Here is a 22665-nt window from a genome sequence, read left to right as displayed (position 1 = left end):
CGAGAGCGTCAGCACAACCACGTGAGCTATTCAGGAAAGCGGGGAATGAGAATGGGCGCCCACCACAGCAGTGCGGGGACAGACCCGAGACACAGGCAGACAGTCCCTGCTGCTGCCATCCGTTCGACGCGGCTCATTGCCACCGACCTCGACGGCACCTTGCTGCGTGACGACAAGTCGGTCTCCCGCCGCACGGCCACGGCTCTAGCCTCCGCCGCGGAAGCCGGCGTCGAAGTCCTCTTCGTCACCGGCCGCCGGGCACGCTGGATGGATGTCATCGCCGGGCATGTTTACGGTCCCGGCGTGGCGATCTGCGGCAACGGCTCGACCGTGGTCGATCTGCGCAGCAGCGGCCAACGGCTCCTGAAAGTACGGGAGCTGCCACGGGACAACGCGCTGGACGCCATCAACCGCTTGCGGGACGCAGCGCCGGGCACCGTGTACGCGGTGGAGCAGACGTGCACCTTCCATCAGGAGCCGGGTTTTCCGAAGGTGCACAGGGAGGTCCCGAGCCTCGTCGCCCCAGCCGAGGACCTGCTGTCGCCCGGCGGTCCCTTCGCCGAACAACCTGTGGTCCGCATCCTGGCTTTTCACCCCGTGCTCCCAGCGGACGATTTCCTCGCCGTCGCCCACCTCGCGATCGATGGACGCAGCAGCGTAACCCGATCAAGCCCCAGAGCCGTGGTGGAGATAAGTGGGCCCGGCGTCTCGAAGGCGAGCACGCTGGCCATCCGGCGCAGCGGGCCGCCGCCGTCCACGCCCATCAGCAGGCCGCGAAGCCGGAGCTACTGGAGGGCCGGACGACTGATCCCGCGACGTGGTTGCGTACGCCGGAGAACCTCGCCCGGTTCGCCGCCATCAAGCGCGAGGCTGACGCCCGCCGCCGCGCTATCGCCGACCAGGACTGGGAGCAGAAGCCCGCGGCCGCCGATCCGGGCAGCCAGCAGCAGCACCAGCAGCCCGGCCCGGAGCGCGGACACGGCCCTGGGCCGGGCCAGCAGACGTGACCGCCGTGCGCACGGTGCGGCTCAAGGAGAGTGCGGTGGAATCCGTACTGCGGGAGGGGGGTGCCCCTATCTGTTTCGTCAACCCCGGGGGGTCGGCTTGTAGGGGTTGATCGTGGTTTTCGGGAACGTCCCGCGAAGCGGGATGTTCCTGGCGGATCGGGTGGCTGATGGGCATCCCGGTGGCCGGCAGGGCCGGAGTGGCCGTGCCGGTGCGCGGGCGTGATGGGGCTTGGAGGGTAGGGGCGGTGGAGTCGTCAGGCGGCGAGGTCGACGTCGTTCGGGGTGCGTGCTTCGTAGAGGGCCCCGGTGCGGATCATGGCGTGGATGACGTTCACGCGCTGGCGGGCCAGGCGGAGGATCGCCTGGGTGTGGGTCTTGCCGCGTGCGCGTTGCCGGTCGTAGTAGATCCGGGAGGACGGGTCGGCTTTGCAGCCGATCGCGGCGAACGCGGCCTGGAACAGGGCGCGTTTGAGGAGCCGGTTGCCGCGGTGGGGTGCGTGCTCGCCGCGGATGGAGGTGCCCGAGGACTTCGTGGCGGGGGCGAGTCCGGCGTAGGAGGCGAGGTGTCCGGCGGTGGGGAAGCCGGTGCCGTCGCCGATCGCGACGATCACGGCCGCTGTGGTCCTGACGCCCAGGCCGGGCAGGGAGGTCAGGAGGTGGAAAAGAGGGAGGGCCTCCAGCAGGGCGGCGATCTCCTGCTCGGCCTGGCGGCGCTGGGTGTGGGCGGCGGCGAGCTGGGCGGCGAGTCCCGGCACGATCAGCGCGGATGCCTCGGTGCCCGGCACGACAAGGGTCTGCTCGGCGAGCGCGTCGAAGATCTCTGCGGTCAGGTGGTGGGCCTTGCGCGAACCGTGCACCTTGAGCAGGGCCTCGCAGCGGGCCCGGCCCAGTTTCCTCAGTCTCGCCGGGGAGCCGTGCCGTTGGAGGAGCGCCTGGATATAGGGGTAGGCCAGGCGCGGGCCGAGCACACGCTCGAGAGAGGGGTGGATCTGAGAGAGCAGGCCGCGCAGCCGGTTGGTGGCGCGGTTGACCTCGCCGGCCAGGTCGTTGTCGTAGCCGGTGAGCATGGTCAGCTCGGCCAGCACCTCGTCGTCGCGGTCCACCGCGCGCAGGGTGTGCGGCATGGTGCGGGCGGTCTCGGCGATCACGAACGCGTCGCGGGCGTCGGTCTTGGCCTCGCCCGGGTGCAGGTCGGCGGCCCGCCGCATCGACAGCCCGGGCAGGTAGGCCACCCGGCAGCCGGCCGCGCGGGCCACCGTCAGCGGCAGCGCGCCGATGTTGGCGACCTGGTCCACGATCACCAGGACAGTGCCGAACTTCGCCACCAGCCTGGTGAACAGCTCCAGCAGTTTCGGCTCGGTGTTGGGCAGCCGCTTGTCGTGCACGGTTCTGCCGTCTTCGGTCCGGCCGTGGGCGTGGTGGAACTCCTTGCCCAGGTCCAGGCCGAGGAAAAGATCTATCGCGGTCGTGTCGACCATGTACGCGTGCCCCTCGCCACTCGTCTCCTCAACTCCCGGCCGTCCCTGCGGCACCACACGCCGGCAACCACGTTACGCAGACATGCCACCAGTGAAACGGCCCGGCATTGCGCCGGACCAGGCGGTCGTCAGGCCCCTCATCAGCGGTCAAGCGGTGCCCCGAAGCCCGGCGGCAACACCCCCCAGGTCATCCGTACGACAGGGGGCACACAGCCATACCGGACCCGGGGGCCAGGCGCCCCATTGCGGGGCCACGAAAAAGGTAACGGGGCTGTCGGGACGCGACCGGCAGGCGGGCCCCGGAGCCGTCGGGCGGCGGCCAGGGTGCAGGGACCGACCCCCTTGAAGGCGGAGGACCCGAATGATGGACCTGACCGGGCGCCAGCTCTCGCCCGAGCGGCTGCAACAGATCCGACAGTTCGTTGAGGAGAGCCGACGGCGCCAAGCGGCGCTGTACCCGCCTCCGAAGCCGCCGCAGCGCCGTCGCCGAACGCGGCAGTACCCCGTAGGCAAACCGAACCCGCCGTGGCAGCCCGCCCGCTACCGCAAGCGCCGCCAGGGATGAACCGAACGGCGCGGTGCGCACTGCACCGGTAAGCGGCATCGTGCGCCCGCCCATCGCACTACGATCGCGGCCACGTCGCCGGTCTTGGTGCGGCCCAACCAGACGACGCCGCCCGACTCGGCCGTGAAGGTGACCAGATCGTTGCGACTCGTCGCGTACCCGCTCGTACTCCCCAGACAGCATTTTCGTTCTCGCGTGCCGGCTGCCCAGCAAGTTGACCTGCTGGGCAGCCGGACCGTGGCCCAGCACAGTGCTTCGCCTGGGGATCGCTATGCGCAACTCCGAGGCCGTCCGAGCACAAGGCGGCGCCGAGGACCACCAGCGGCCATGTGGCGTCCGCGACGCACGCGAAGGACTCACCGCAGCCGCCTTGCTCAATGTTGGCCTCGTCCTCGCCACGCCGACCCACATGTCAAGGGTTTGGCGACCCACCGGAACGCACTCTCCGGAACAAGTTCCCGAAGACCCCACCCGGCTGCAGAACCGCTTGCGCGTGTACGAGTGCGTCCTGGCTGGCACGTGTGTCCGGATGGTCGGCGCCCAGAACACGAAGGCGGTCGGTGAGGTTTCGCTCATGGAGGCCAATGGCTTCCACGTACTCCCCAAGTTCTTCGAGCTCGTACGCCAGATCGCTGCGCGCGACAAAGGTGTCGGGATGCTCAGAGCCGAAGACACGCAGGCAAGCGTCGAGACTCTGCCGGCGGAGCGCGATGGCCCCGTCCTGATCGCCCAGCCCACTCAGCGCAGAGGCCAAACCGGACTGACTGGCAAGCGCGTAAGGATGGTCCGTACCGAGAACACGGGTGCACTCATGAAGGTTTTCTCGGAACAGAGCAGCTGCACGCTGGACATCCCCTAGGTCTTCGAACCCTCCCGCAAGGTTGTGCCGGCTGAGGAGAGTTTGGTCGTGGTCGCGTCCGAACAGCCGGACAGCCGCTTGGTGGTTCTGCTCAAGGAGGGAGAAGGCTTCGTCCAGCTCTCCGGCCGCCCCAAGGGAGACGGCTAGACCATCCCGGCTGGCCAGGGTGTCGGCATGATCAGGTCCCAGGACACGCAGCCGTGCACCAAGGTTCTGCCGGTGCATCTCGACGGCGTCCTGGTGCTGCGACAGGTATCCGAGGGTGATCGCCACGTTGTGGACAGCAGTAAGGGTGTCCGGGTGATCAGGTCCGATCCCTTCGGCCGAGGCTCCCGCCAGCATTTCGCTGAGGATCAGCACGTGCTCGTGATCACGCTCATGATGCAGCACGTTCGCCAAGGTGGCCACTGCCTGTGCCAGATTCAGGTTCCCGCGGTTCTCGCCCAGAGCTGCGATCACGAGCAGGTGAGGGAACAAGTGCCGCGCGACAGAGCGGTCGCTCAATTCTGCCCCCGCGACATCCGCGATCGCCTGGCTAATGCGGCGCGCGAGCGCCGCGTGCCAGGCTTGCAGAGTGTCGGTGCGTTGAGTCAGATCAAGGGCCGTGATCTCACGGACGAGCGGGTGCAGGTCGACGAGCCCTGGCACGGGGGCTCCGCTCGCATCAGTGGCCACCTCCAGCAAGCCGTAGACGGACAAGCCATTGAAGGCGGCATCCACGCCGGACTGAGTGGCCGGCAGGCCAGTCGCCTGCGCGACAAGCTCGGGGGTGACAAATGAGACGGGCACAGGCCCCCAGGCAAGAAACGACAGCAGTCGGAGAACCGGACGGGCGAGGACAATGCCGTTGTCTGCGAGATGGTCCAGAGACAAGTCCCACGTATGCCGGACAACCGTGCGCGCCGTTTCAGGGTCGGACGCCTGCGGGCTTTCGGCTCCGATGAGGGACGCGAGTTCCGTTCCAAGAGCGCGGCAGTAGCCCGCAAAAGTGGGGTGCCGACTGCTCGGCGCTGCGACGTACTTGGCTGCCGCGCGGAGCGCGAGCGGCAGGCCGCCCAAGCGCTGCGCCAGCAGTTCGGCCTCTGCCTGGCTCCCGGCCTGAGGGGCACCGTCGAGGAGGACTTGGGCACCGTCATGGTCGGGCAGGGGCGCCAGTCTCATGACAGTGGATCCGCCGCCCCATGTCCCCCCGTCAGCCACCCTGCTGGTGATCAGCAGCAGACCCCCCGGCTCGGGGCATCGCACCCAGCCGCGGTGGTCATGCAGCGGACCGGAGCCGGACCTGGCAATGTCGGGATCATCAAGATTGTCGAGGACGATGAGCCACCGTTTGGTCTTGGCCAGTTGTTCCCACACGGCGTCCGCCAAGCTGACTCGGCCGGCTCGGGCTGATTCCAGTGCTTCCTCTTGCAGGCCGCATGCCACCGCAACTCTGACCATGTGCTCAGCGAGCTCCGACGCGTTCCGAGCAGGAATCCAGAAGACTGGAGTCCCCTTCTCCTGAGCCTTCTTGGCCAAAGCGGCAGCCACCGTCGTCTTGCCCATACCGCCTGTGCCCGTCACCACTGCGATTCGGTTCGCCACCCGGGAACGCCGAAGAAGCCGCTGCAGGTCGCTGATGGTGGCTTCGCGACCTCGGACGGGCCTGTCGATGCTGGGGGGACGAAGCGACTCAGCCGCATCGCTCACGATCCTGCTCACAGCAACCGGCCGCCCGCCTGACGCACCGGCTTGATCCGTGTCCAAACGCCGCCCCCAGAACTGCAGCACGAGTGCGACGACAGTCAGCCCGCCGAAGACACCCCATACCAACCGCGGATCCTCAGCCCATCCCGGCAGCGATGCGGTGACATAGTTCGTCACCACCGCCAACGCCACCATGACTGCCGCCCCGGCCCCTGCAACAAACGACCCGCGCTGCGCACTCCTGCCCCGCACCAAACCCCCTCCACACGCCTGAACGCACAGCATGCAGCGACATGCACTGTTACCGCTATGCCTCCCGAAATTCGGCCACGACGGAAAATAGCCAACGACGGGAGGGACTTGCTCCCGTCACTGGCCGTGGCAGTGCACACAGCCGTACGGGCTATGACCCGGCCCAGTCCCGTCCCGTTCCCGGGAGCAGGTGCCCTGGTGGGAGGCTGCAGTCCTGCCCTCCAATATTCCGGCCTTCCGCAGCAGCACTTTCTGCTCTACTCCCAGGGCGGTCGCCAGGGGTTTGAGCAGGTTCAGCGGCGCCTCATACTGGCCGTTGAGGATCGCGGTGATGTCGGCTTGCGACATCTGTGCGTCTTCGGTGAGTTTGGCCTCGCCGTCGTCGCCGCGCTGGCCGATGGCGTATCCAGCCCTCCTGGCCGCGTCTTTCACGTAGCGGGCGAAGATCTGTGCGGCAGGGTTGGGCTTCTGCGCCATCTGCTGAATCCTCTCCGTCGAAGAATTGCAGCAGCATGCCAGGTTCATCAGCGTCCCGGTATCCCCCAGTTGGCCTGCTCGCGCACCTGTCTTGCGGCTGCGGAGCGCCAGTGCCAGCGTTGTTGTAGGTGCCCATGCCCGTGACTTCAACTCGCCCGCCTGGTCGGGTGATTGCCTTCGTACGTTTGGCTGTGTCAATTTCAGTGGACGTCATTTCGACGTGAGTTCGGGAGTCACATGGCGCGCTTTTTCGTGATCAATGTCGATGCGAATTGATGTCACTGTGCCGCTGCGCCAGCCCGTCAGGGGCTCTGGTGGAGGGAACCGGTGGTCTGGATTCTGGGGGGCGTCGGGTGAGGTGGTTCGAAGGTATTGCCGGGAGCGTGGGGTGCTGCTGTCGGCGACGAAGTCGTCGTCAGCGGTGTTCTGTTCGGTAGGCGAAGGTCGAGGCGGTGGCGGGCTCTGCAGCACGTGCGTAGGCAGGTGGTGGCGATACAGCGCGGGGACAAGACGGTGTGTCCGGTGTGCGGCGTGGACCGTTGGGTGGAGTTGCGGCGGTCGGCGGCATTCAGTTCGTCGCGGTGCCGGGCGCGGGCCTGGCGGTCGAGAGCGATTGGCTCGCTACCATGGCCCGATGGCCGGGACGAGCAAGCCAACCAACACGCCAGGGCCCCGCGTGCTGGCCCGCGCCGCCCGCGATAACCTTGGCAAGTTCAAGCAGCGGGTGCGCCGCCGCCCCGGCCTCGGCGGGGCGGCGGCGTGTCTGGTGATCCTCGTCGTCGTCATGAACTTCCTGGCCAACGGGCCGGAGAACGCGTGGGGCCGCGGCGTTGTGGTGGTCGGCCCGCTGGTCGTCGTTACATGGGGCTATGTCTGGTTTCAACGTACGCGTGGTGGGCTCTACCTCTTCTCGGACGGTTTCGTCGACGCTGCCGGCAGGCGCGTGGTCAGCGTGGCGTGGTCGGAAATCCGGTCGATAGAGGGTGAGAAGACGCAGTTCGCCATTGGCTCGCTTCCCGCGGGCAGCGCTTTCGCCTACGAGGTGGCGTTCGCGGCGCGGGTAACCGGCCACGAAGCTGTGTGGAGGTTCAACACCACGTACAGCGACGTACATGAGCTCGCCAGACTGATCTCCCGGCGTTCCGGTGTCCCGGTGACCGGCCTCACCGACCCGTACCAGCTGTGAAGTGGCATCGGGCAGGCCGTACCGGCCACGACAGATCGGCCAGCTTCAGGAAGCTGTGGTTTCGCATGCGGTGATCGACCAGGCCATAGGCGTGGTCGTATCTCTTGGCGGCCTTCGTCCCGACCAGGGCTTTCAGCGCTTTGCAGGGATCCAGCCGCGACTCCCGCCGCCGCGCCTTCTTGCGCTCCTCCGGCCACTGCCCGTCCAAAGCCCGCCGCACCGTCCGCCAGGTGACGTCGTGCTTGCGCTGCAACGCCCGCTGGGACAGTCCCTCCCGGGTGATCACGGCGTATAGATCAACCTTCGACTGAGAGGTCCCCATCGAGCCCCCTGTGGCAGAAGCACACCCCACCTTCCCACCGCGAGTCCCTGGCTGGCATCAGAACAAGCCGACATCGCAAACTCGGTCAGAAGGTGACTCCCCACAGTCACGTCGAAACGACTCCCTCCCTCGGTTACAAAGCCATACGTTGTGACGGGAAGGCGGCCGGCCATCTCGATCGGGTGCGCGGCATCCGTCGGGCATCACGGATGCGAAGCGGCGGCCCTTCGGCCTTTGTCGCCGCTGCGGGCCTGGCTTCAGGGACGGGGCGGGCAGCCCGAGGACTACTGCCACCGCCGGATGCTGGACGCGATCCGCTACCTGGTCGCGGACGGGATCTCCTGGCGGACGATGCCTGCGGATGGCTCGCCCCAAAGCCGAGAAGAATGCAGCTGCAGGGTGACTCGCCTTGGTCAGCCTTCCAAGTGAAGCTCCGCCTGGTTCAAGCGGAGGCTGAGCTGGCTTCCCAACTCGCGAAACCCGAGTGCCCTTGCGACTTTACGGGAGGCCATCGGGCGAGCACGCCACTGCGGAAGCAAACCCTCGGCGAGTGCCTGCGCCACCGCTGCGGAAGCGACCTGCCGCGCCAACCCGCGACCTCTTTCCCCTGGAGCGGTGAGCACACAGAGATGGGCGGTTGCCGCGGGCCAGGCTTGAAACCCCGCTGCGGCTGCCACGTCCGCGCCCTTTCGCACGACGAACGCAGCAGAGGTGATCTCGTCCATCCCGCTCTCGCCGGCGTCCCCGGGCGGCGCCGACCTCACCAACGTCATCAGGTCCTGATGTCCGGGGGCAAGCCGTTCAACGGAACGGTCAGCCGGCACCAGGCGGAAGCCGTCACGTGATACGTATCCCAGAACCGCCGGACCCAGCACCTCATTCGCAGGCAATACGGCGTGAACAGCTTCAGGAGATGTCAGCGAGCTGGTCGGCATCCTGGCCAGGACCCGATGCAGAACCTGCGCAGCCCTGTCGGTCGGCGCCGTGACGATCGCCGAGTCACCCAGCACCACAATCCCTGCCCACGACGGCGGAGCCAACTGCGAGGAGGGCGACGTGACTACGTTCAGGCCCCCGCCCTGGGGAAACGAAACCGGCACAGCAGCCAGCGTTTCCCATACGCCCTGGGCCTGCTTCAGCAACGGATCAACAGCCATCAGCCGATCTTGCCACAACCGAGATCACAGACGCTGGGGTCCGCTCGAGGACGCCTCGAAGTGCCGCTGAACAACATCACAGCCACGTTGGCGCGAGGGGATGCCGGTCGCCTCGCAGATGGCCGCTCGGTGCGCCGCCGGGGAGGACTCGGACTCCTGCGGCGCAGGGCAGGAACAGCCGGATCGCCGTCAGGGCGATCCGGCGTCCAGCACCGCACAGTGGTGAGGCAGGCCACGGCCTGCAGGGCTCTCTCAACTGCCATACCTACCAGATAAGTTGCTGATCATGACGGCAGAAGCGAAGACGAGTGGGAACGGCCGGCCACCCCGGTACACCTACCGTGTTCCCGTGTCCGCTGGCACCGAGCAGGCGCTCCTGACCGCAGTGGGAATGCTGCCACTGGATGTGGGACAAGTGCCTGGCGACGTCGGGTTATCTTCCGGGCCTCGGTCACGAGCCTCGCCGGACCGCACGTGTGCTTCTCCGTGCCTTCGGGCCGGTTCTTGTTCCATTCGTGCGCGGCCCTGCGGAAGATAACACCGTGGCTGCGGAAGGCAGCTCGGTGTCGCAGCAGCAGATCATCCGGCGATAGCGAGGGCGTAGTGGCCGTCTGGATGACGATCCTTGTCGTCACTGCTGAGCAGGAGGTGTCGATGGCCACGTCGGTGGCCTGGGAGGTCAGGGTGTGATGAGCCGTGCCGGTCGGATTCAGCGGGGCATTGCGGTGGGACAACGAGGGCCTCCTGGCTGCCGGTTGTAGATCTCGCAATCCACACCGAACCCAGAGGCCCCCTTTTAAGGACCACTCAAGGCGTGTCGCCTGTCACCAACGTCCCGGAACAGCACACCTAGCCAGGCAGGCGTAGCCGTGGCGGCGGAACACCGGTTCGGTCAGCAGGCGCTCACCGTCCTCCGGAGCCTTGGCCCTGTCCCTGTCCCCGGGGAGCCCGTTGGGGTTGAGGGCCCGGAGCCGGTCCGTCGGCGGTGCCGCGAGCAAGGCCTTGCCGCCCGAGGTTACGTGGGGGCGGTACACCCTGGACCGCGCAGGTCAGGAGGTGTCTGCGCGTTCACGGGTGGAGGAGTGGGAGGAAGACCCCGTCGACGATCTCCTCCAGCGTCTCCTCAGGTACGGGCGCCTGCGTACGGAAGAGTTCGTGGCGTACCAGATCGACCGGCAGTGAGGCCACGCGGGACGTGATGCGGTTGAGTTGAACTTCACCGCGCCCGTCGGCACGTTCCAGGATGGACATCATGGTCTCCGCGCCGAAGAACTGCCCCCGCAGATAGCCCGCCACTTCCGGACTGCGGAAGTACTCGGCGAGCAGGCCCAGGACGATTTCGCGCTCTGCGCCCGCGAAGCGCTTGGACATTCTGCGCAGGAGCAGGAGTACGTCCTCGCGGAGCGAGCCGCTGTCCGGCACCTCGTCGGCGAACGATCCCTCCCGCCGGATGGCGGCGATGACCAGGGCCACCCTGTTCGGCCACCGTCGGTAGAGCACGGCCTTGCTGGTGCCCGCTCGCTCCGCGATGCCGTCCATGGTCAGCCCGGCCATGCCCACGGCATTCACCTCGTCCCAGGCGGCCTTGAGGATGGCCGCCTCTAGTGCCGCGCCACGCCGACGGGATGCCTTCGGCCGACCGGAGGCGGTGGTCGGGCTCCCGCTCACATCTCTGCTCGCCGTTGCCATGTGTGCTCCTTCAGCAACAATGCGTATGACTCTGCCGTCTTGCCAAGCCTGCTTTAGAAACGTAGAGTATCTAATAGTCGGCGAGGCTTGAAGAGCCGACCCGAGGGGAGCGGCCCGGAGGCGGGGCCACGCATGTGTCCGAGGCTACGCGACCCGCAACGTCGACATCGGCTCGCACCTGAGGGTGAGGGGTTACCTCGTGGAGAACGAAGCTGTGGACGGGACCCAGGAGCCCGCTGGGTCTGCCGGGCTGCCAAGGGTCTCGGTGAATGTCAGCCCTGAGAGGAACACGGTGAATGTCTCTTTCCAGGCCGGTGGCATAGACGAGGCCGAGTCAGGCAGCCCATCCCCGACGCATGTCGTCGTGCGCGTCTATGAGAACGAGGGCCAGGCCGAGAACTCGGCCGTGGTCCACATTATCGGCCGGCGGGAGGTGGACGTCCTCGACGCCGCCGCCCGGTGGATGGCGGAGAACGACAGCGAGACGTTCATCCAGGACATCTCGTTCCACCAGCACGGCGACATCGCGCTCGATCAGCATGACTATGAGTTGCGTATCTACGTCACCTTGATCTGAGACAACGGCCGGGAACCGAGCGGGTCGCCCTCGCGTCGGGAGTGGAACGAGGGGCAAGGCGGGACTCATCCGAGCTCGAGACATCTGTCGGGGTCGCGGGCCGTGCGGCCGCACCACAACGGCGCCGTACTCGGCAGCAGACCTCGCGGACCGGCATGCCCCATCTCGCCGAGGGCCAGCCGCAGGGTCAGTTCGGAGCGTCGGCGGATCTGCAGTTTCCGGTACACCCGGGTGAGGTGCTGCTCCACCGTGCTGACGGTGACGTGTAGCTTCTTCGCGATCTGGCGGTTGGTGTGGCCCTGCGAGGCGAGCACTGCGACCTTGCGTTCAGAGGTGCTGAGGATCGGGGCGTCCGGGTTATTGGGGGAGATCGCCTCTTCGGCCCGTAGTTCCGGGAAGGCGCGGATCATCCGCTCCAGCAACGGCTGGGCCGCGCACTGCTCCGCCAGGACGGCGCACCTTTGTGCGGCTGTCCGGGCCAGTGCCTGTTCGCCCAGGACGGTGTGCGTTCGCGCCAGGTCCGCGAAGGCCCGCGCGAGTTCGAGCCGATCCCCGCTCTGCTGGAGCAGGCCGATCGCCTTGCTCAACAACGGTGTGCGACGGTCCGGCGGCTCCGTCGCCGCCCGGATCCGCAACGTCGTTCCCCGCAGTCGAACCTGTTCCCTGGACAGGGTGGACAGCTGGAGATCCACCATCCGACGGGCCTTGCGCACCTCGCCGAGTTCGACCAGGGCCTGTGCCGCCTGCGACCGCCATGTGGCCAGTCCAGGCAGGGCAACCCTCCAGGTCGCCAGGCGTTGCTCGCACTCTTCCAGGTCGCTCAGCCCGTTGCGCGGTCGCCCGGTCGCCAGATAGAACTGCCCGCGCGCCTGGAGATACAGCAGCCCGAAAGGGGTGTCGAAGGCCGCCTCGGGCAGAGCGCGGGCCAAGTGATTCGCTCCCTCCTCGTAGCGTCCCATCACGGTCGTCGCGGTCACCGCGCAGGCCAGGGGCACCGCGAGCGCCACGCCCCAACTCTCCGCAGGCATCAGGCCCAGCGCGGCCTCCGCGTGTGCCAGAGCCTCCTCGGTGTCCCCGGTGCGTAGCGCCACCAGCGCCCGGCAGGCCTGGTAAAGCGCCTGCGCTGCGACGGGTGCGTCACCGTCGACCTGCGGCTCGAGTGCGTAGCATCGTGCCACCACGTCGTCCGCCGGATCGCTGTGGACGAGCGCGGTGAACGCCGTCACCACCTCCCGCAGGGCCACATCGTCCGCGGTGGAGCCACTCAGAAAGTCGTCCATGCCCGCCAGGGCACCCTCCGTCGTCCGCCGCTGCCACAGGTGCCCCATCAGCGACGACGAGACCGTGCCCTGCTGCGATGCGGTCGAAAGGGCCGGCGCGTGCCTCGGGTACCAGGCGGAGAACCAGGCGGACAGCCACGCATGGTCCTGCGGCGGCGTTCCGCCCGCCGAGAGCAGCTCCAGGGCCCGTTCCGCCTCGGCCACCTGGCCGGTCCAGAAGAGGCCGCCGAAAACGGTGAGGGCGTCCCGTGGTTCGAGGTAGCCGGCCCACAGTTCCTCCAGCAGACCCGACAGATGACGACGGGCCGCGGCCGGGTTGACCCACCACTGGACCCGCATCAGGGCGGCAGTCAGTCGCGCACACTCCGCTTTGCCCGAGCACGCCTCCCGTGCCAGCCGAAGGCAGCTGGTCGCGAGCGTGACGTCCCCTCCCTCCAGGGCATGCTGCGCGGACTCGGCCAGGGCCGAAACACTCCAGGCGCCCTCGATCTGGTGGGTGGCCGCGAGGTGGCCGGCCACCACGGTGGCAGACGCCCCCTCGTCGTACAGCAGGCGAGCGGCCCGTCCGTGCAGCGTGGACCGTTCCTCGTCGGTCATGTCGTTGAGCACGGCCGCCCGTGCGCCCGCGTGCCGGAACCGGCCGTTGCTCAGAAGTCCCATGTCGGTGAGTACGGCGACCGCACGGTTCACGGCGTCCTGGTTCCGACGGGCGAGCATGGCGACGATCGGCGGGGAGGCGTCGTCGCCGAGAACGGCGACGGCCCGTGCGATGTGCGCTACGTCCGGCGCGCAGCGATGCAGACAGGAGACCACCACCCGGGAGAAGTGGCCGCCGACCAGTGGTTCCGTCCCGGCCGTGTAGGGACCGGCGTTCATGTCCCGGACCAGCGCGCGTAACAGGGCCGGGCTGCCCCCGGTTATCTCCAGGCAGCGCTCGGCGATGCGCGTGGTGGGCAGGAAGCCCGAACTCTCGGCCAGCATCTCGGACACGGCGGCCGGCGTCAGCGGTCCGAGCGGAAGGAATCGGCATGGGGCCGGGTGGACGACGTTGGTCCACCGGATGCCCGTCCCTTCCGCTGCCCCGGTGGCCTCGCTGGCCACCACGAGTATGCGCGCGGACCAGATCCTCGCCAGCAGCCCGCCGAGGCAGCCCGGTGATTCGACGTCGACGTCGTCCAGATCGTCGATGAGGAGCACGATGGGTGCCGACGCGCTGAAGTCGAGCAGTTCGGAGGCGAAGCGGTCCACGGGTCGTGAACCGTCATCGGCGAAGGGGGATGCCACGTCGCCAGGAAGATGTTCGAGCACTGAGTGCGAAGTGCGCGCCTTGTCGAGCACACAGGCGCGGAGCACACGAGCACCGCCCTTCGCCGCCTCGTCGCCGAACGCGTGAAGCAGGGCGGTCTTCCCGATGCCCACCGGGCCGCTCACCACCACCAGCTGCCCCCAGCCCGCCGCTGCCTCGTCCAAGGCGTCCTGGAGCTCGTTCAGTTCGCTTTCCCGTCTGGCCAGCTGCCTCATGCTCGCCCCCGTACCGTGATGTTCTCTTTGAATCCATCTTCATGAGTGACGGTGAACCACTCAGAACGGACGAAGTCCGATGAATCCGAAGACAAAGGAAACGGTCACTGCCGCACTGATTTAATGGTCCTCTGTGCGTAAAATAGGCCGCCATGAAAATCAACATCGAGCGACCGCGGTCAGCGTAACCCGCTTGCCGTAAGAAACGCAAGGTATCTAGTGGCGCTGTCGAGGGCGGCCATTGCTGCTGGTCAAGCTGGCTTTTTTGGGCGTCCTTTGCCGATATGGTGTCAGGAGCTGGAAAACTATTGACCTGAGGCAGGGACGGGCGTCCTGCCGGGGCCCGACCTCGTTCCTCGGTCTCCGGGCGGATTTGGATCATCACGGCGAAGCGCCGCGGCCCTCCAAGGGCCGCGGCGCTTCGGGCGCCTCTGTCTCATGCGGACAGGGAAGCGTGCAGAAGTGATTCCTCGTCGAGGAGTATTGAGCGTTGCATGGATTGCAGTGTGCGGCAGGGGTCAAGCCCCAACTCGTCACTGAGAATTCCCCGCGCCTTCTGATAGACGCGCAGTGCGTCGGCCTTTCTTTCCGAGCGGTACAGGGCGAGCATCAGCTGGCGATAGAACGCCTCGTGCAACGGGCTCTCCGCGATGAGCGAGAACAGCATCCCCACCACCTCCCGATGGCGGCCGAGCTGCAGCTGTGACTCGACGAGCAGTTCGAGGCACTCGGTTTGCTCCTCGTTGAGCCACGTGATGAAGTTGCTGACGATGGGGCCCTCCGCGAAACCGCCCAGAACCGGGCCGCGCCACAGTGAAAGAGCTCTTTCCAGAAAATCAATTGCCTCTTCGTTCCGGCATTCCGCGGCGGCTTTGCGACCACTCCGGAGAAGTGTCAGAAAAGTCTGGAAATCGATCTCGGCGGAATCCTGCCGGAGCAGGTAACCGGGCGAACAGGTCTCGATCGGACGGTCGGAAATATTCTGCCGGTCGAGGAATTTACGCAGTTCCGAGACATAGACGTGCAGGCCGGCGGTGGCCCGGCCCGGCGGCCGGCCTCCCCAGAGCTCGTCGATCAACTGCCCCGCGGTGACGATGTGGTCGGCGCGGATGAGCAGGACCGCGAGCAGCAGCTCGACCTTGTGCGCGCTGATCGCCGCGCTGCGCTCCTCGACGGAGATCCGCAGCGGACCGAGAATTTCGTACCTGACTCGGCGCTTCGGCAGAATATCGCTTTGCAACACCACAAAGCCCCCTGTCGTCTGTCCTATCAGCGGTGCGATGCTGCTGACACTAAGCGCGCCCTGAAGCCGGGATAACCCCTGGTTACCCCTAGCACCCTGTGCACAAAGTGCTTGGACAGGGGCTCGGTTGCGCGGTTCAATGACGCATGCCTGTCGCAGCGCCGCTGGTCGTTCCCGCCGTGGACCGTGACGTCTTGCGTGCCTGGCTGGCCTCGGTCCCGGTCGCCGCGGAGCTGGCGACGCGGGCGCGGATCGTCCTGCTGGCGGCCGACGGGCTGTCGAACTCCGAGATCGCACGACGACTCGGGGTGTCCCGGCAGACCGTCGTCACCTGGCGGGGCCGTTACCGTTCGTCCGGGACGGCCGGGTTGCGGGACAGGCCCCGCTCCGGGCGCCCGGCCGCGGTCGACGAGGTCCGGGTCGTGGTGCGCACCTTGCAAGGTCCACCGGAAGATCTCGGTGCGAGGCGCTGGTCGTCCCGGCTGCTCGCGGCCGAACTCGGCGTCTCCAACGTGGCGGTGGCCAAAGTGTGGCGCAAGTGGCAGATCCAGCCGTGGCGCCACGGGGAAATCGACTTTCCCACCGAACCAGTGCTGGAGAAGACAGCCCGCGACGTGCTGGGGCTGTATCTCGCTCCGCCGGAGAAGGCCGTGGTGGTCCGCACGGACGGGGCCGGAGGCATCCCGGCCCCGGAGGGCAACGCGCGCTCACGTCTCGGCCCGGCCGGGAGACACGACGAGACGAGCCACAGTGCCGCCGCCCTGATCACGGCCCTGGAAACAGCGCCCACAATGCCGGCCACCGAGCGCCACCGCGACGACGCGCTCCTCCGCTTCCTGAGGTCCGTAGCCGGAGCACACGAGCAGGAGCGGCTGCACCTGGTGGTCGACGGGTACGACGCAGGCCGGCACCCCGCGGTGCGCACCTGGCTGGCCGGACAGCGGCGGATCGCCCTGCACCGGACACCGGCCGCCGTTCCGTGGCCCGACCTGGTGGAGATCTTCTTCGCCGTCGGCGCCGAGCCCGCCGCGTGGAACAGCCCCGCCGCCCCCGGCGTCGGCGCCGCTCTGCGGCGGTACCTCGACGCATACGGGGAACACAGCCCGCCCTTCGCCTGGATCCGGGCCGCCGGCGAACGGGCGAGGCGCCCGCGTTGAGGCACGAGGGGGTGGCGAAGCCCCCACGTTAGGCACGAGTTAGAGGTGCCTTAGCCCCGCTGTCGAGGATGCCTGGGACAGGACGCCGACCGGAGGACGAAGCCGATGTCACACACCTGGACGGAGGCCGTGTCCGGCCGCACCCGTCTGCCGGAGATGAGCCCGGACGACATCGATCGGGCCCAGCGGGGGCTGACAGACAGAGTGCTCACCACGCCGGTCGTGCGCAGTGAGGAGCTGGACTTTCTCGCGGGCGCCCGCCTGTGGCTCAAGGCGGAGAATCTGCAGCGTGGCGGGTCCTTCAAGGTACGCGGCGCGGCGCTCGCCGTGGACCGTCTGGCCGCCGCGGGCAGCCGCGGCGTGGTCGCGCAGAGCACGGGCAATCACGCGATCGCCGTCGCGCTGGCCGCAGTCGGCAGAGGACTGCCGGCGGTGCTCGTACTGCCGACGGACGCGCCCGTCGCCAAACAGCGCCGCATCCGCGCGGCCGGCGCCGAGCTCGTGCTCGCCGGCTCCCTGCTGGCCGAGCGGGTGGCGGTGGCCGAGGAGACCCGGGTACGGCGCGGCTTCGACGTGATCGACCCCTATCAGGATCCGGACGTGGTGGCCGGGCAGGGCACGGCGACGGCCGAGTTGCTCGCCCAGGTCGCTGCGGCCGGAGGCCGGCTCGACGCGGTGGTACTGCCAGTGGGCGGTGGAAGCGCGGTCGCCGGCGCCAGTCTCGCCACGCGCGGTACCGACGTCGAGGTGATCGGCGCCGAGCCGGCCGCCGTGCCCTCACTGAGCGCGGCCCTGCGAGCGGGAGCGCCGGTGACGGTGCCGGTGGGACCCACGCTGGCCGACGGACTGCGTCCCGACCGGGTCGGCGCGCTCCCCTTCTCGCTGGTCCGGGACCGGGTGCGCACGGTGGAGACGGTGACCGAATCCGAGATCCGGGAGGCGCTGTGCACCGTGGCGACCGGTGCGCGGCTGCTGGTGGAACCCGCCGCGGCGACCGCACTGGCCGCCGCTCTCCGGATCGCCCGCGCGAGCCGTGGCCGCCTGACCGACATAGGTGTGCTGCTTTCCGGTGGCAACGTGGAACACACGCTGGTGGCCGCGCTGCTGGCCGAGTACCGGGCCCGGCCGGAACCCGCGCCGGTCCGGTGACCGAGCGGTCAGCGGGTGCTTCGGCCGACGCTGTCGGTCACGTGCCGGGCGAGTCGGGGCAGGCAGTCGTCGAGGTAGAAGTGTCCGCCTCGGAAGACGTGGAACTCGAACGGGCCGGTCGTGGCGCCCGCCCACGCCCGCCCTTCCTCCAAGGTGGTGTGGGGATCGGCGTCCCCGGTGAACATGGTGACGGTCGTGCCCCGCAGTTGTTCGGCGGTGCGGGGGTGGGTCTCGATCGCGTGGTAGTCGGCGCGCAGCGGCGGGAGGACGGTGGCGAGCAGGTCCGGGTCGTCCAGCCACCGGGGATCGATGCCGCCGAGCAGGCGCAGTTCGGCCACGAGCCCCGCGTCGTCCCGCCGGTGCACGGTACCGCCGCGCAGCCGTGAGGGCGCCGGGTAGCCCGACGCGAACAGCCGGCTTGGGGCCGGTTGGGTCCGCTGCTGGAATCGTCTGGCCACCTCGAATGCGGCGACGGCGCCCATGCTGTGGCCGAAGAAGGCGAATGGCCCGTCGAGTTCACCGGTGAGCGCTTCGCATATCGCCTCGGCGAGTTCCGCGATGCTCCCGGCGGTTTTCTCCGCGCACCGGTCCTGCCTTCCCGGGTACTGGATCGCGAGCAATTCGATGTCCGGGCCGAGGAGTTCGGAGAACGCGTAGTAATAGGACGCCGACCCGCCGGCGTGCGGGAAACACACCAATCGGCAGACCGCTTCCGGACGCCGGTGGAAAATGCGCACCCAATTCGGTTCCGTCATGCGTCGGTTCCTGCCCCTTCGGATGAGTGTCGGTGGGCTAGGGCCCTTCTGATGGAAGGGCCCTAGCCGGCCAGCAGATCGGAGACCGTCGCGGCGACCTCCGAGTCGGCCAGCAGACCGCCGTGTTCGACATCCACCTCGATCTCGCGCGCCACTGTGACGGCCTGTCCGGCCGCGCGCATGCCCCGCAGCCCGCTCATGGGACTGGTCGAACTGAACGCCACGGCCGAGCGCCACCGTTCGAGCGGTGACAACTCACCGGCCAGAGCGAGGAAGCGCAGGAAGGACTCGAAGACATCGAAGAGTTCGGCACGGCGTGACGCGTCCAGACCGGCCCCGGCGAGCGCGGTCTCACCCGTCGTGCGTACCAACGCGACCAGCTCGGCCTGCAGTTCGACGATGTCCTCGTGACGCTCGTGGGCCAGCCGGCCCGCTTCCCTCACGGCGGCCGTCTCGGCCTGGGTGAGCTGCCCCGCCATCAGGCCGACCACCTTGTAGAACTGCCAGACCAGGGTCTGCGGCACGGACAGTTCCGGGTCGAAGAGCACCAGCAGCGGCTCGGTCCGCTGCCGGCCGCCGATGCGGTCGGCGAGGGCTGCCGCGTAGACCGCCCCGGCGCAGTAGCCGAACACGGCACGCACCTGGATCCGCTCCTCCTCGATCCGGCGTGCCCAGCGCTCGACGTAGGCGGCCGCCGTCGGCTCCGGCCCGCCGGTCAGCGGCGGTGGCACGGTTTCCCAGAAGCCGTGATCCGTCTTGAGGTTGCGGGCGAGGTCGGAGAAACGGGCCTCTGCCCGGCCCGTGGCGTCGAAGTCCACAGCGAGCACCTTCGCCGGCGACGCGTCACCGGGCATCAACGTTGTCCACGCACGGGACGGGGTCATTCGGCAACTCCTCAGCCGTACAACGGATTCTGGTCTGCTGTCGGAACGATATTCCGCCGGACCGCTCCCAGAAACCCCTGAGAACCCCTAGTCGGCCCCTCATCGAGAAGGCACGGGCGTGCGTCGACATCATTTCCTTGTACCTTCGCCGAAAAGGCTGCTGGTGTCACGGCAGGTTCGTCACCGTACTGGGAGGGAAATCCGTTGAGTTCTCCAAGCGATTCCGGAACCGCACTCGGCACCCCGCGTGACCTTTCCGCGGCCACGCGCAAGGAAGAGGCCATGTGGCTGCTGGAGCGGCTGGTCCCCGACGCGTCGCCCAACAACCTCTCGCTGGCGTTCCAGGCCGACGGCACCCTGGACGCCGACGCGCTGCGTGCCGCGCTGACCGTTGTGGTGAACCGTCACGAGGTGCTGCGCACGGTGTACTTCGCCACCGGGGCCGACCTGATGAAGACCGTGCTGCCGTCCGATCGGTTTGTGGTCGAGGTCGAGGAAGCCACGACCTTCGTCGCCGACGCCGATGATCTGGAGCGCGGGCTGCGGCCGTTCGTCAACCGGCGGTTCCCGCTCGACGGGCGGCCCCTGCTGCGCGGCGCGGTGTTCCGGCGGGCCGGCGGCGACATCTTCTGCATCGCCTTCCACCACCTCGTCTACGACATCATCTCCGCGACCCGCATCCTCGAGGAACTGGTGGCGGCCTACAACCGCCTGGTCGCCGGCGAGCCGGTGCCGCCGGAACTGCTCGTGCGCCTCGCCCCGTACACGGAGCCGGAACCGACACCGGAGAGCCTGGAGTTCTGGCGCGACCGGATGACCGGCTTCGACCCGTCCGGGCTGGCTCTGTGGTGCGGCACTCCCGACACGGGGGAGACCACGCTGGTCGGCGACCAGATCACGCGGGTGCTGTCGGACACGGCACGGTCCACGGTGCGGCGCCTGCAGGGGGAACTCCGGGCACCTGAGGCGGTGGTCCTGCTGACGGCCTACTACGTGCTGCTCGCCGCGCACGGCGCCGGACCCGACATCACCGTGGGCTCCCCGGTGAGCGTGCGGCCGCGTGAGGATCCGCGTGCGGTCGGTCATCACACGAACGTGCTGCCGCTGCGTTTGCTCGCCGACCCCGGGGAGAGTTTCCGGACGCTGGTGCTCAAGGTGCGGGACGTCTACTTCGGCGCGCTCGCGCACCTGGACGTACCAGTGGACAGCGTTCCGGATCTCGTACCGCGAGCCGGCTCCTCGTGGCGGAACCGCATGTACCGCCACCTGTTCAACTACTTCCCGGGCCTGGGCCTGCCGGACTTCGTGCTCGGTGGCGTACCCGCCCGGTCGGTCCTGGTGGAGAACGGCTTCAACAAGTTCGACCTGGAGTTCTTCGTCGCCTCGGCGCCGGACACTCTCCGGGTCATCGCCCGGTACTGCACGGACCACCTCTCGCACGACGACGCCGAGGCGCTGCTGCTGCGTTACGAGGCCCTGCTCGAAGCGCTCCCCGGGGCGCTCGACCTGCCGACCGGGGACCTGCGGGTGTGGAGCGACGCCGACCGGAAGGTGATCGACGCGGCCAACGACACCGACGGCGACGTACATCCGGACACGCTGCCCGCCGCGCTGCACGCGCGGGTCGCTTCCGCCCCCGACGCGGTGGCCGTCCAGTATCAGGACCGCTCGGTGACGTACCGCAGGCTGTGGGACGGTGCGACGGCCGCGCGTGACGCCCTGGTGGCCAGGGGAGTGGGACCCGGTGACATCGTCGCGATCGCGGCGGCGCGCACTCCGGAGCTGATCGCGACGGCGCTCGGCACATGGCTGGCCGGGGCCGCCTACCTGCCGGTCGATCCGGAACACCCCGCGCAGCGCGTGCACCAGCTCCTCGCCGACTCGTGCGCGAAAGCGCTGGTCACCGACCGCGACCTGGAGATACCCGCCGAGCTGGACCTCCCGAAGCTGGCACTCACCCCGATCCCCGAAGCGCCCTCGGACACGCCGCTCGGTGAGTTCACCGCGCCGGTGGAGGCTTCCGGGTGCGCCTACCTGATCTACACCTCGGGAACCAGTGGCAAGCCGAAGGGCGCGCTGATCACGCATCGCAGCATCGCCAACATCGCCGTCGACTACACGGTCCGGCTGAACGCGACCGCACACGACGTCACGCTGTGGATGACGACGTTCGCGTTCGACATGGCCAACCTGGAGCTGTACACCCCGCTCTGGTCGGGAGGGCGCATCGCGATCGCCCCGGACGAGGCGCGCGTCGACGGGCAGGTGCTGCTCGACACCATCGAGCGATATGAGCCCGACGTCCTCCAGGCCACGCCCACCACCTGGCGCCTGGTGCTGGACCATGTCGCTCCCCTGCTCGCCGGTCGCCGTGTCGTGACCGGCGGCGAGACCGTTCCGGTGGAGCTGATACGGCGGTTGCTGGCGGCCGGCAGCGAGGTGCACCACGCCTATGGGCCGACCGAGACCGTCACCTGGTGCACCTGGTCGGTCCTGCGCGAGGCCGCACACGTGCCCGAGGAACGGCTCGACATCGGCGTGCCGATCCGCAACACCCGGGTCATGGTGGTCGCCCCCGACGGCCGGGAGCTGCCCGTGGGCGTGCGCGGCGAACTGTGGGTGGCCGGTGCCGGCGTCGCGCTGGGCTACCACAACCGGCCTGAGCTGACCGATGAGCGCTTCGGAGTGCACGCCGTGCACGGCCGCTACTACCGGACCGGCGACCTGGGGCGTTGGCGGGCCGACGGCACGCTGGAGCTGTTCGGCAGGGCGGACCGGCAGGTCAAGCTGCGCGGCAATCGCATCGAACTGGGTGAGGTCGAAGCCATCCTGCTCGGACATCCACTGGTCCGGGCGGCGGCGGTGGTCGTGGTCGGCGACCGCAGCGCCGACGCGCACCTGGTCGCCTTCGTGGAGACCACCGAAGAGCGGGACGTGGCGGACGACCTGTGGACCTACGCCCGGGCCGAACTGCCGAGGGCCGCGCTGCCGCAGGACTTCGTCGTCCTGGACGCCCTGCCGGTCAGTGCCAACGAGAAGACCGATTACGTCGCGCTGGAGGCACTGGCCGCGGGCGGACGTACGGCGGTGCGGACGCCGGGAACAGCCGCCGAAGAGGTGGCCGACGACGCGGTGCGGGACCTCGTGGAGCTGTGGCGCGAGCTGCTCGACCGGGACGACGTCGGTCCGGAAACCAACTTCTTCGCCCATGGTGGGCACTCGCTGCTGGGTGCCCAGTTGCTCCAGCGGCTCGAGCAGAGCACCGGCGTGACACTGAAACTGGCGGATCTGTTCGCGGCACCCACGCCGGTGACGCTCGCCGAGAGCATCCGCACGGCCGCGCTCCCGCAGGTGGCCGCTTCCTGAACGCCGAGGGCTCCGTAGGCGGTTCCCGCCGGTGCCGCGGCACCGCCGGGAACCG

16 protein-coding genes and 2 pseudogenes are annotated in these 22665 nt (G+C 68.5%); 9 read left to right on the top strand and 9 right to left on the bottom strand.

Annotated elements, in window-relative coordinates; genetic code table 11:
• Window positions 1-51: 51 nt before the first annotated feature.
• Both Q4V64_RS54620 and Q4V64_RS00425 read left to right on the top strand, forming a co-directional pair.
• A pseudogene (locus Q4V64_RS54620) lies at window positions 52-732 on the top strand (HAD hydrolase family protein); the annotation flags it as partial.
• An 89-nt stretch (window positions 733-821) separates the two neighbouring features.
• Window positions 822-1007, top strand: a complete 186-nt coding sequence (locus Q4V64_RS00425; protein ID WP_253267473.1) for a hypothetical protein — start codon at window positions 822-824, stop codon at window positions 1005-1007.
• 254 nt (window positions 1008-1261) lie between these two features.
• On the opposite strand, the gene Q4V64_RS00420 is transcribed toward Q4V64_RS00425, so the two are convergent.
• The 3 genes from Q4V64_RS00420 to Q4V64_RS00410 form a co-directional block, all read right to left on the bottom strand.
• Entirely contained in the window at window positions 1262-2485 is a 1224-nt protein-coding gene (locus tag Q4V64_RS00420) for an IS110 family transposase (protein WP_124445779.1), read from the bottom strand.
• Between the two features lie 977 nt (window positions 2486-3462).
• Window positions 3463-5790, bottom strand: coding sequence for a tetratricopeptide repeat protein (locus Q4V64_RS00415; protein WP_172629633.1), 2328 nt, complete (start codon window positions 5788-5790; stop codon window positions 3463-3465).
• A 174-nt stretch (window positions 5791-5964) separates the two neighbouring features.
• The gene (locus Q4V64_RS00410) at window positions 5965-6324 is read right to left on the bottom strand and encodes a helix-turn-helix transcriptional regulator (protein ID WP_124445710.1); all 360 of its coding nucleotides are present in this window, start codon (window positions 6322-6324) and stop codon (window positions 5965-5967) included.
• A 634-nt stretch (window positions 6325-6958) separates the two neighbouring features.
• Here Q4V64_RS00410 and Q4V64_RS00405 point away from each other — a divergent pair.
• From Q4V64_RS00405 to Q4V64_RS54610, 3 genes and pseudogenes are all read left to right on the top strand, one after another.
• Window positions 6959-7510: a hypothetical protein gene (locus Q4V64_RS00405; RefSeq protein ID WP_124445711.1), complete on the top strand. Its 552-nt coding sequence runs from the start codon at window positions 6959-6961 to the stop codon at window positions 7508-7510.
• 1 nt (window position 7511) lies between these two features.
• A pseudogene (locus Q4V64_RS54615) lies at window positions 7512-7643 on the top strand (ANTAR domain-containing protein); the annotation flags it as partial.
• Between the two features lie 339 nt (window positions 7644-7982).
• A complete protein-coding gene (locus Q4V64_RS54610) occupies window positions 7983-8261 on the top strand; it encodes a transposase (protein WP_348540783.1) in 279 nt (92 codons plus the stop codon).
• Here the strand turns inward: Q4V64_RS54610 and Q4V64_RS00395 are convergent.
• Together Q4V64_RS00395 and Q4V64_RS00390 are read right to left on the bottom strand one after the other, a co-directional pair.
• Entirely contained in the window at window positions 8246-8989 is a 744-nt protein-coding gene (locus tag Q4V64_RS00395; RefSeq protein ID WP_124445712.1) for a GNAT family N-acetyltransferase, read from the bottom strand. The genes Q4V64_RS54610 and Q4V64_RS00395 overlap by 16 nt on opposite strands.
• 1068 nt (window positions 8990-10057) lie before the next feature.
• Complete coding sequence (locus Q4V64_RS00390; RefSeq protein WP_124445714.1) at window positions 10058-10678, bottom strand: TetR/AcrR family transcriptional regulator; 621 nt, start codon at window positions 10676-10678, stop codon at window positions 10058-10060.
• 199 nt (window positions 10679-10877) lie between these two features.
• On the opposite strand from Q4V64_RS00390, the gene Q4V64_RS00385 reads away from it, so the two are divergent.
• Entirely contained in the window at window positions 10878-11255 is a 378-nt protein-coding gene (locus tag Q4V64_RS00385; RefSeq protein WP_124445715.1) for a hypothetical protein, read from the top strand.
• Window positions 11256-11320: 65 nt separating this feature from the next.
• Here Q4V64_RS00385 and Q4V64_RS00380 read toward each other — a convergent pair whose 3' ends face one another.
• Together Q4V64_RS00380 and Q4V64_RS00375 are read right to left on the bottom strand one after the other, a co-directional pair.
• Window positions 11321-14056 (bottom strand): LuxR family transcriptional regulator, encoded by a 2736-nt coding sequence (locus tag Q4V64_RS00380; protein ID WP_124445716.1) that lies wholly within the window; start codon window positions 14054-14056, stop codon window positions 11321-11323.
• A gap of 436 nt (window positions 14057-14492) precedes the next feature.
• Entirely contained in the window at window positions 14493-15302 is an 810-nt protein-coding gene (locus Q4V64_RS00375; protein WP_253267542.1) for an AfsR/SARP family transcriptional regulator, read from the bottom strand.
• A 143-nt stretch (window positions 15303-15445) separates the two neighbouring features.
• Here Q4V64_RS00375 and Q4V64_RS00370 point away from each other — a divergent pair, with 143 nt between their 5' ends.
• Entirely contained in the window at window positions 15446-16456 is a 1011-nt protein-coding gene (locus tag Q4V64_RS00370; protein WP_124445717.1) for an IS630 family transposase, read from the top strand.
• 105 nt (window positions 16457-16561) lie between these two features.
• On the top strand, window positions 16562-17605 hold the full coding sequence (locus Q4V64_RS00365) for a pyridoxal-phosphate dependent enzyme (protein WP_124445718.1): 1044 nt from the start codon (window positions 16562-16564) through the stop codon (window positions 17603-17605).
• A gap of 8 nt (window positions 17606-17613) precedes the next feature.
• Here Q4V64_RS00365 and Q4V64_RS00360 read toward each other — a convergent pair whose 3' ends face one another.
• Both Q4V64_RS00360 and Q4V64_RS00355 read right to left on the bottom strand, forming a co-directional pair.
• Window positions 17614-18360, bottom strand: coding sequence for an alpha/beta fold hydrolase (locus Q4V64_RS00360; protein ID WP_124445719.1), 747 nt, complete (start codon window positions 18358-18360; stop codon window positions 17614-17616).
• A 62-nt stretch (window positions 18361-18422) separates the two neighbouring features.
• Window positions 18423-19244, bottom strand: a complete 822-nt coding sequence (locus Q4V64_RS00355; protein ID WP_124445720.1) for a hypothetical protein — start codon at window positions 19242-19244, stop codon at window positions 18423-18425.
• A 204-nt stretch (window positions 19245-19448) separates the two neighbouring features.
• Between Q4V64_RS00355 and Q4V64_RS00350 the strand changes: the two genes are divergently transcribed.
• Window positions 19449-22610 (top strand): non-ribosomal peptide synthetase, encoded by a 3162-nt coding sequence (locus Q4V64_RS00350; RefSeq protein ID WP_124445721.1) that lies wholly within the window; start codon window positions 19449-19451, stop codon window positions 22608-22610.
• The last annotated feature ends 55 nt before the right edge of the window (window positions 22611-22665 follow it).

Source organism: Streptomyces sp. NL15-2K (assembly GCF_030551255.1).
GTDB lineage: Bacteria > Actinomycetota > Actinomycetes > Streptomycetales > Streptomycetaceae > Streptomyces.
Note: the sequence above shows the minus strand (reverse complement) of the source record. Positions and strands in the feature narration are given on the sequence as shown.

Excerpts from the sequence above, each read along its gene's own strand:
- Q4V64_RS00420 (WP_124445779.1), bottom strand. The coding sequence starts at position 2,485 with ATGGTCGACACGACCGCGATAGATCTTTTCCTCGGCCTGGACCTGGGC.
- Q4V64_RS00415 (WP_172629633.1), bottom strand. The coding sequence starts at position 5,790 with ATGGTGGCGTTGGCGGTGGTGACGAACTATGTCACCGCATCGCTGCCG.
- Q4V64_RS00410 (WP_124445710.1), bottom strand. The coding sequence starts at position 6,324 with ATGGCGCAGAAGCCCAACCCTGCCGCACAGATCTTCGCCCGCTACGTG.
- Q4V64_RS00405 (WP_124445711.1), top strand. The coding sequence starts at position 6,959 with ATGGCCGGGACGAGCAAGCCAACCAACACGCCAGGGCCCCGCGTGCTG.
- Q4V64_RS00395 (WP_124445712.1), bottom strand. The coding sequence starts at position 8,989 with ATGGCTGTTGATCCGTTGCTGAAGCAGGCCCAGGGCGTATGGGAAACG.
- Q4V64_RS00390 (WP_124445714.1), bottom strand. The coding sequence starts at position 10,678 with ATGGCAACGGCGAGCAGAGATGTGAGCGGGAGCCCGACCACCGCCTCC.
- Q4V64_RS00380 (WP_124445716.1), bottom strand. The coding sequence starts at position 14,056 with ATGAGGCAGCTGGCCAGACGGGAAAGCGAACTGAACGAGCTCCAGGAC.
- Q4V64_RS00370 (WP_124445717.1), top strand. The coding sequence starts at position 15,446 with ATGCCTGTCGCAGCGCCGCTGGTCGTTCCCGCCGTGGACCGTGACGTC.
- Q4V64_RS00365 (WP_124445718.1), top strand. The coding sequence starts at position 16,562 with ATGTCACACACCTGGACGGAGGCCGTGTCCGGCCGCACCCGTCTGCCG.
- Q4V64_RS00360 (WP_124445719.1), bottom strand. The coding sequence starts at position 18,360 with ATGACGGAACCGAATTGGGTGCGCATTTTCCACCGGCGTCCGGAAGCG.
- Q4V64_RS00355 (WP_124445720.1), bottom strand. The coding sequence starts at position 19,244 with ATGACCCCGTCCCGTGCGTGGACAACGTTGATGCCCGGTGACGCGTCG.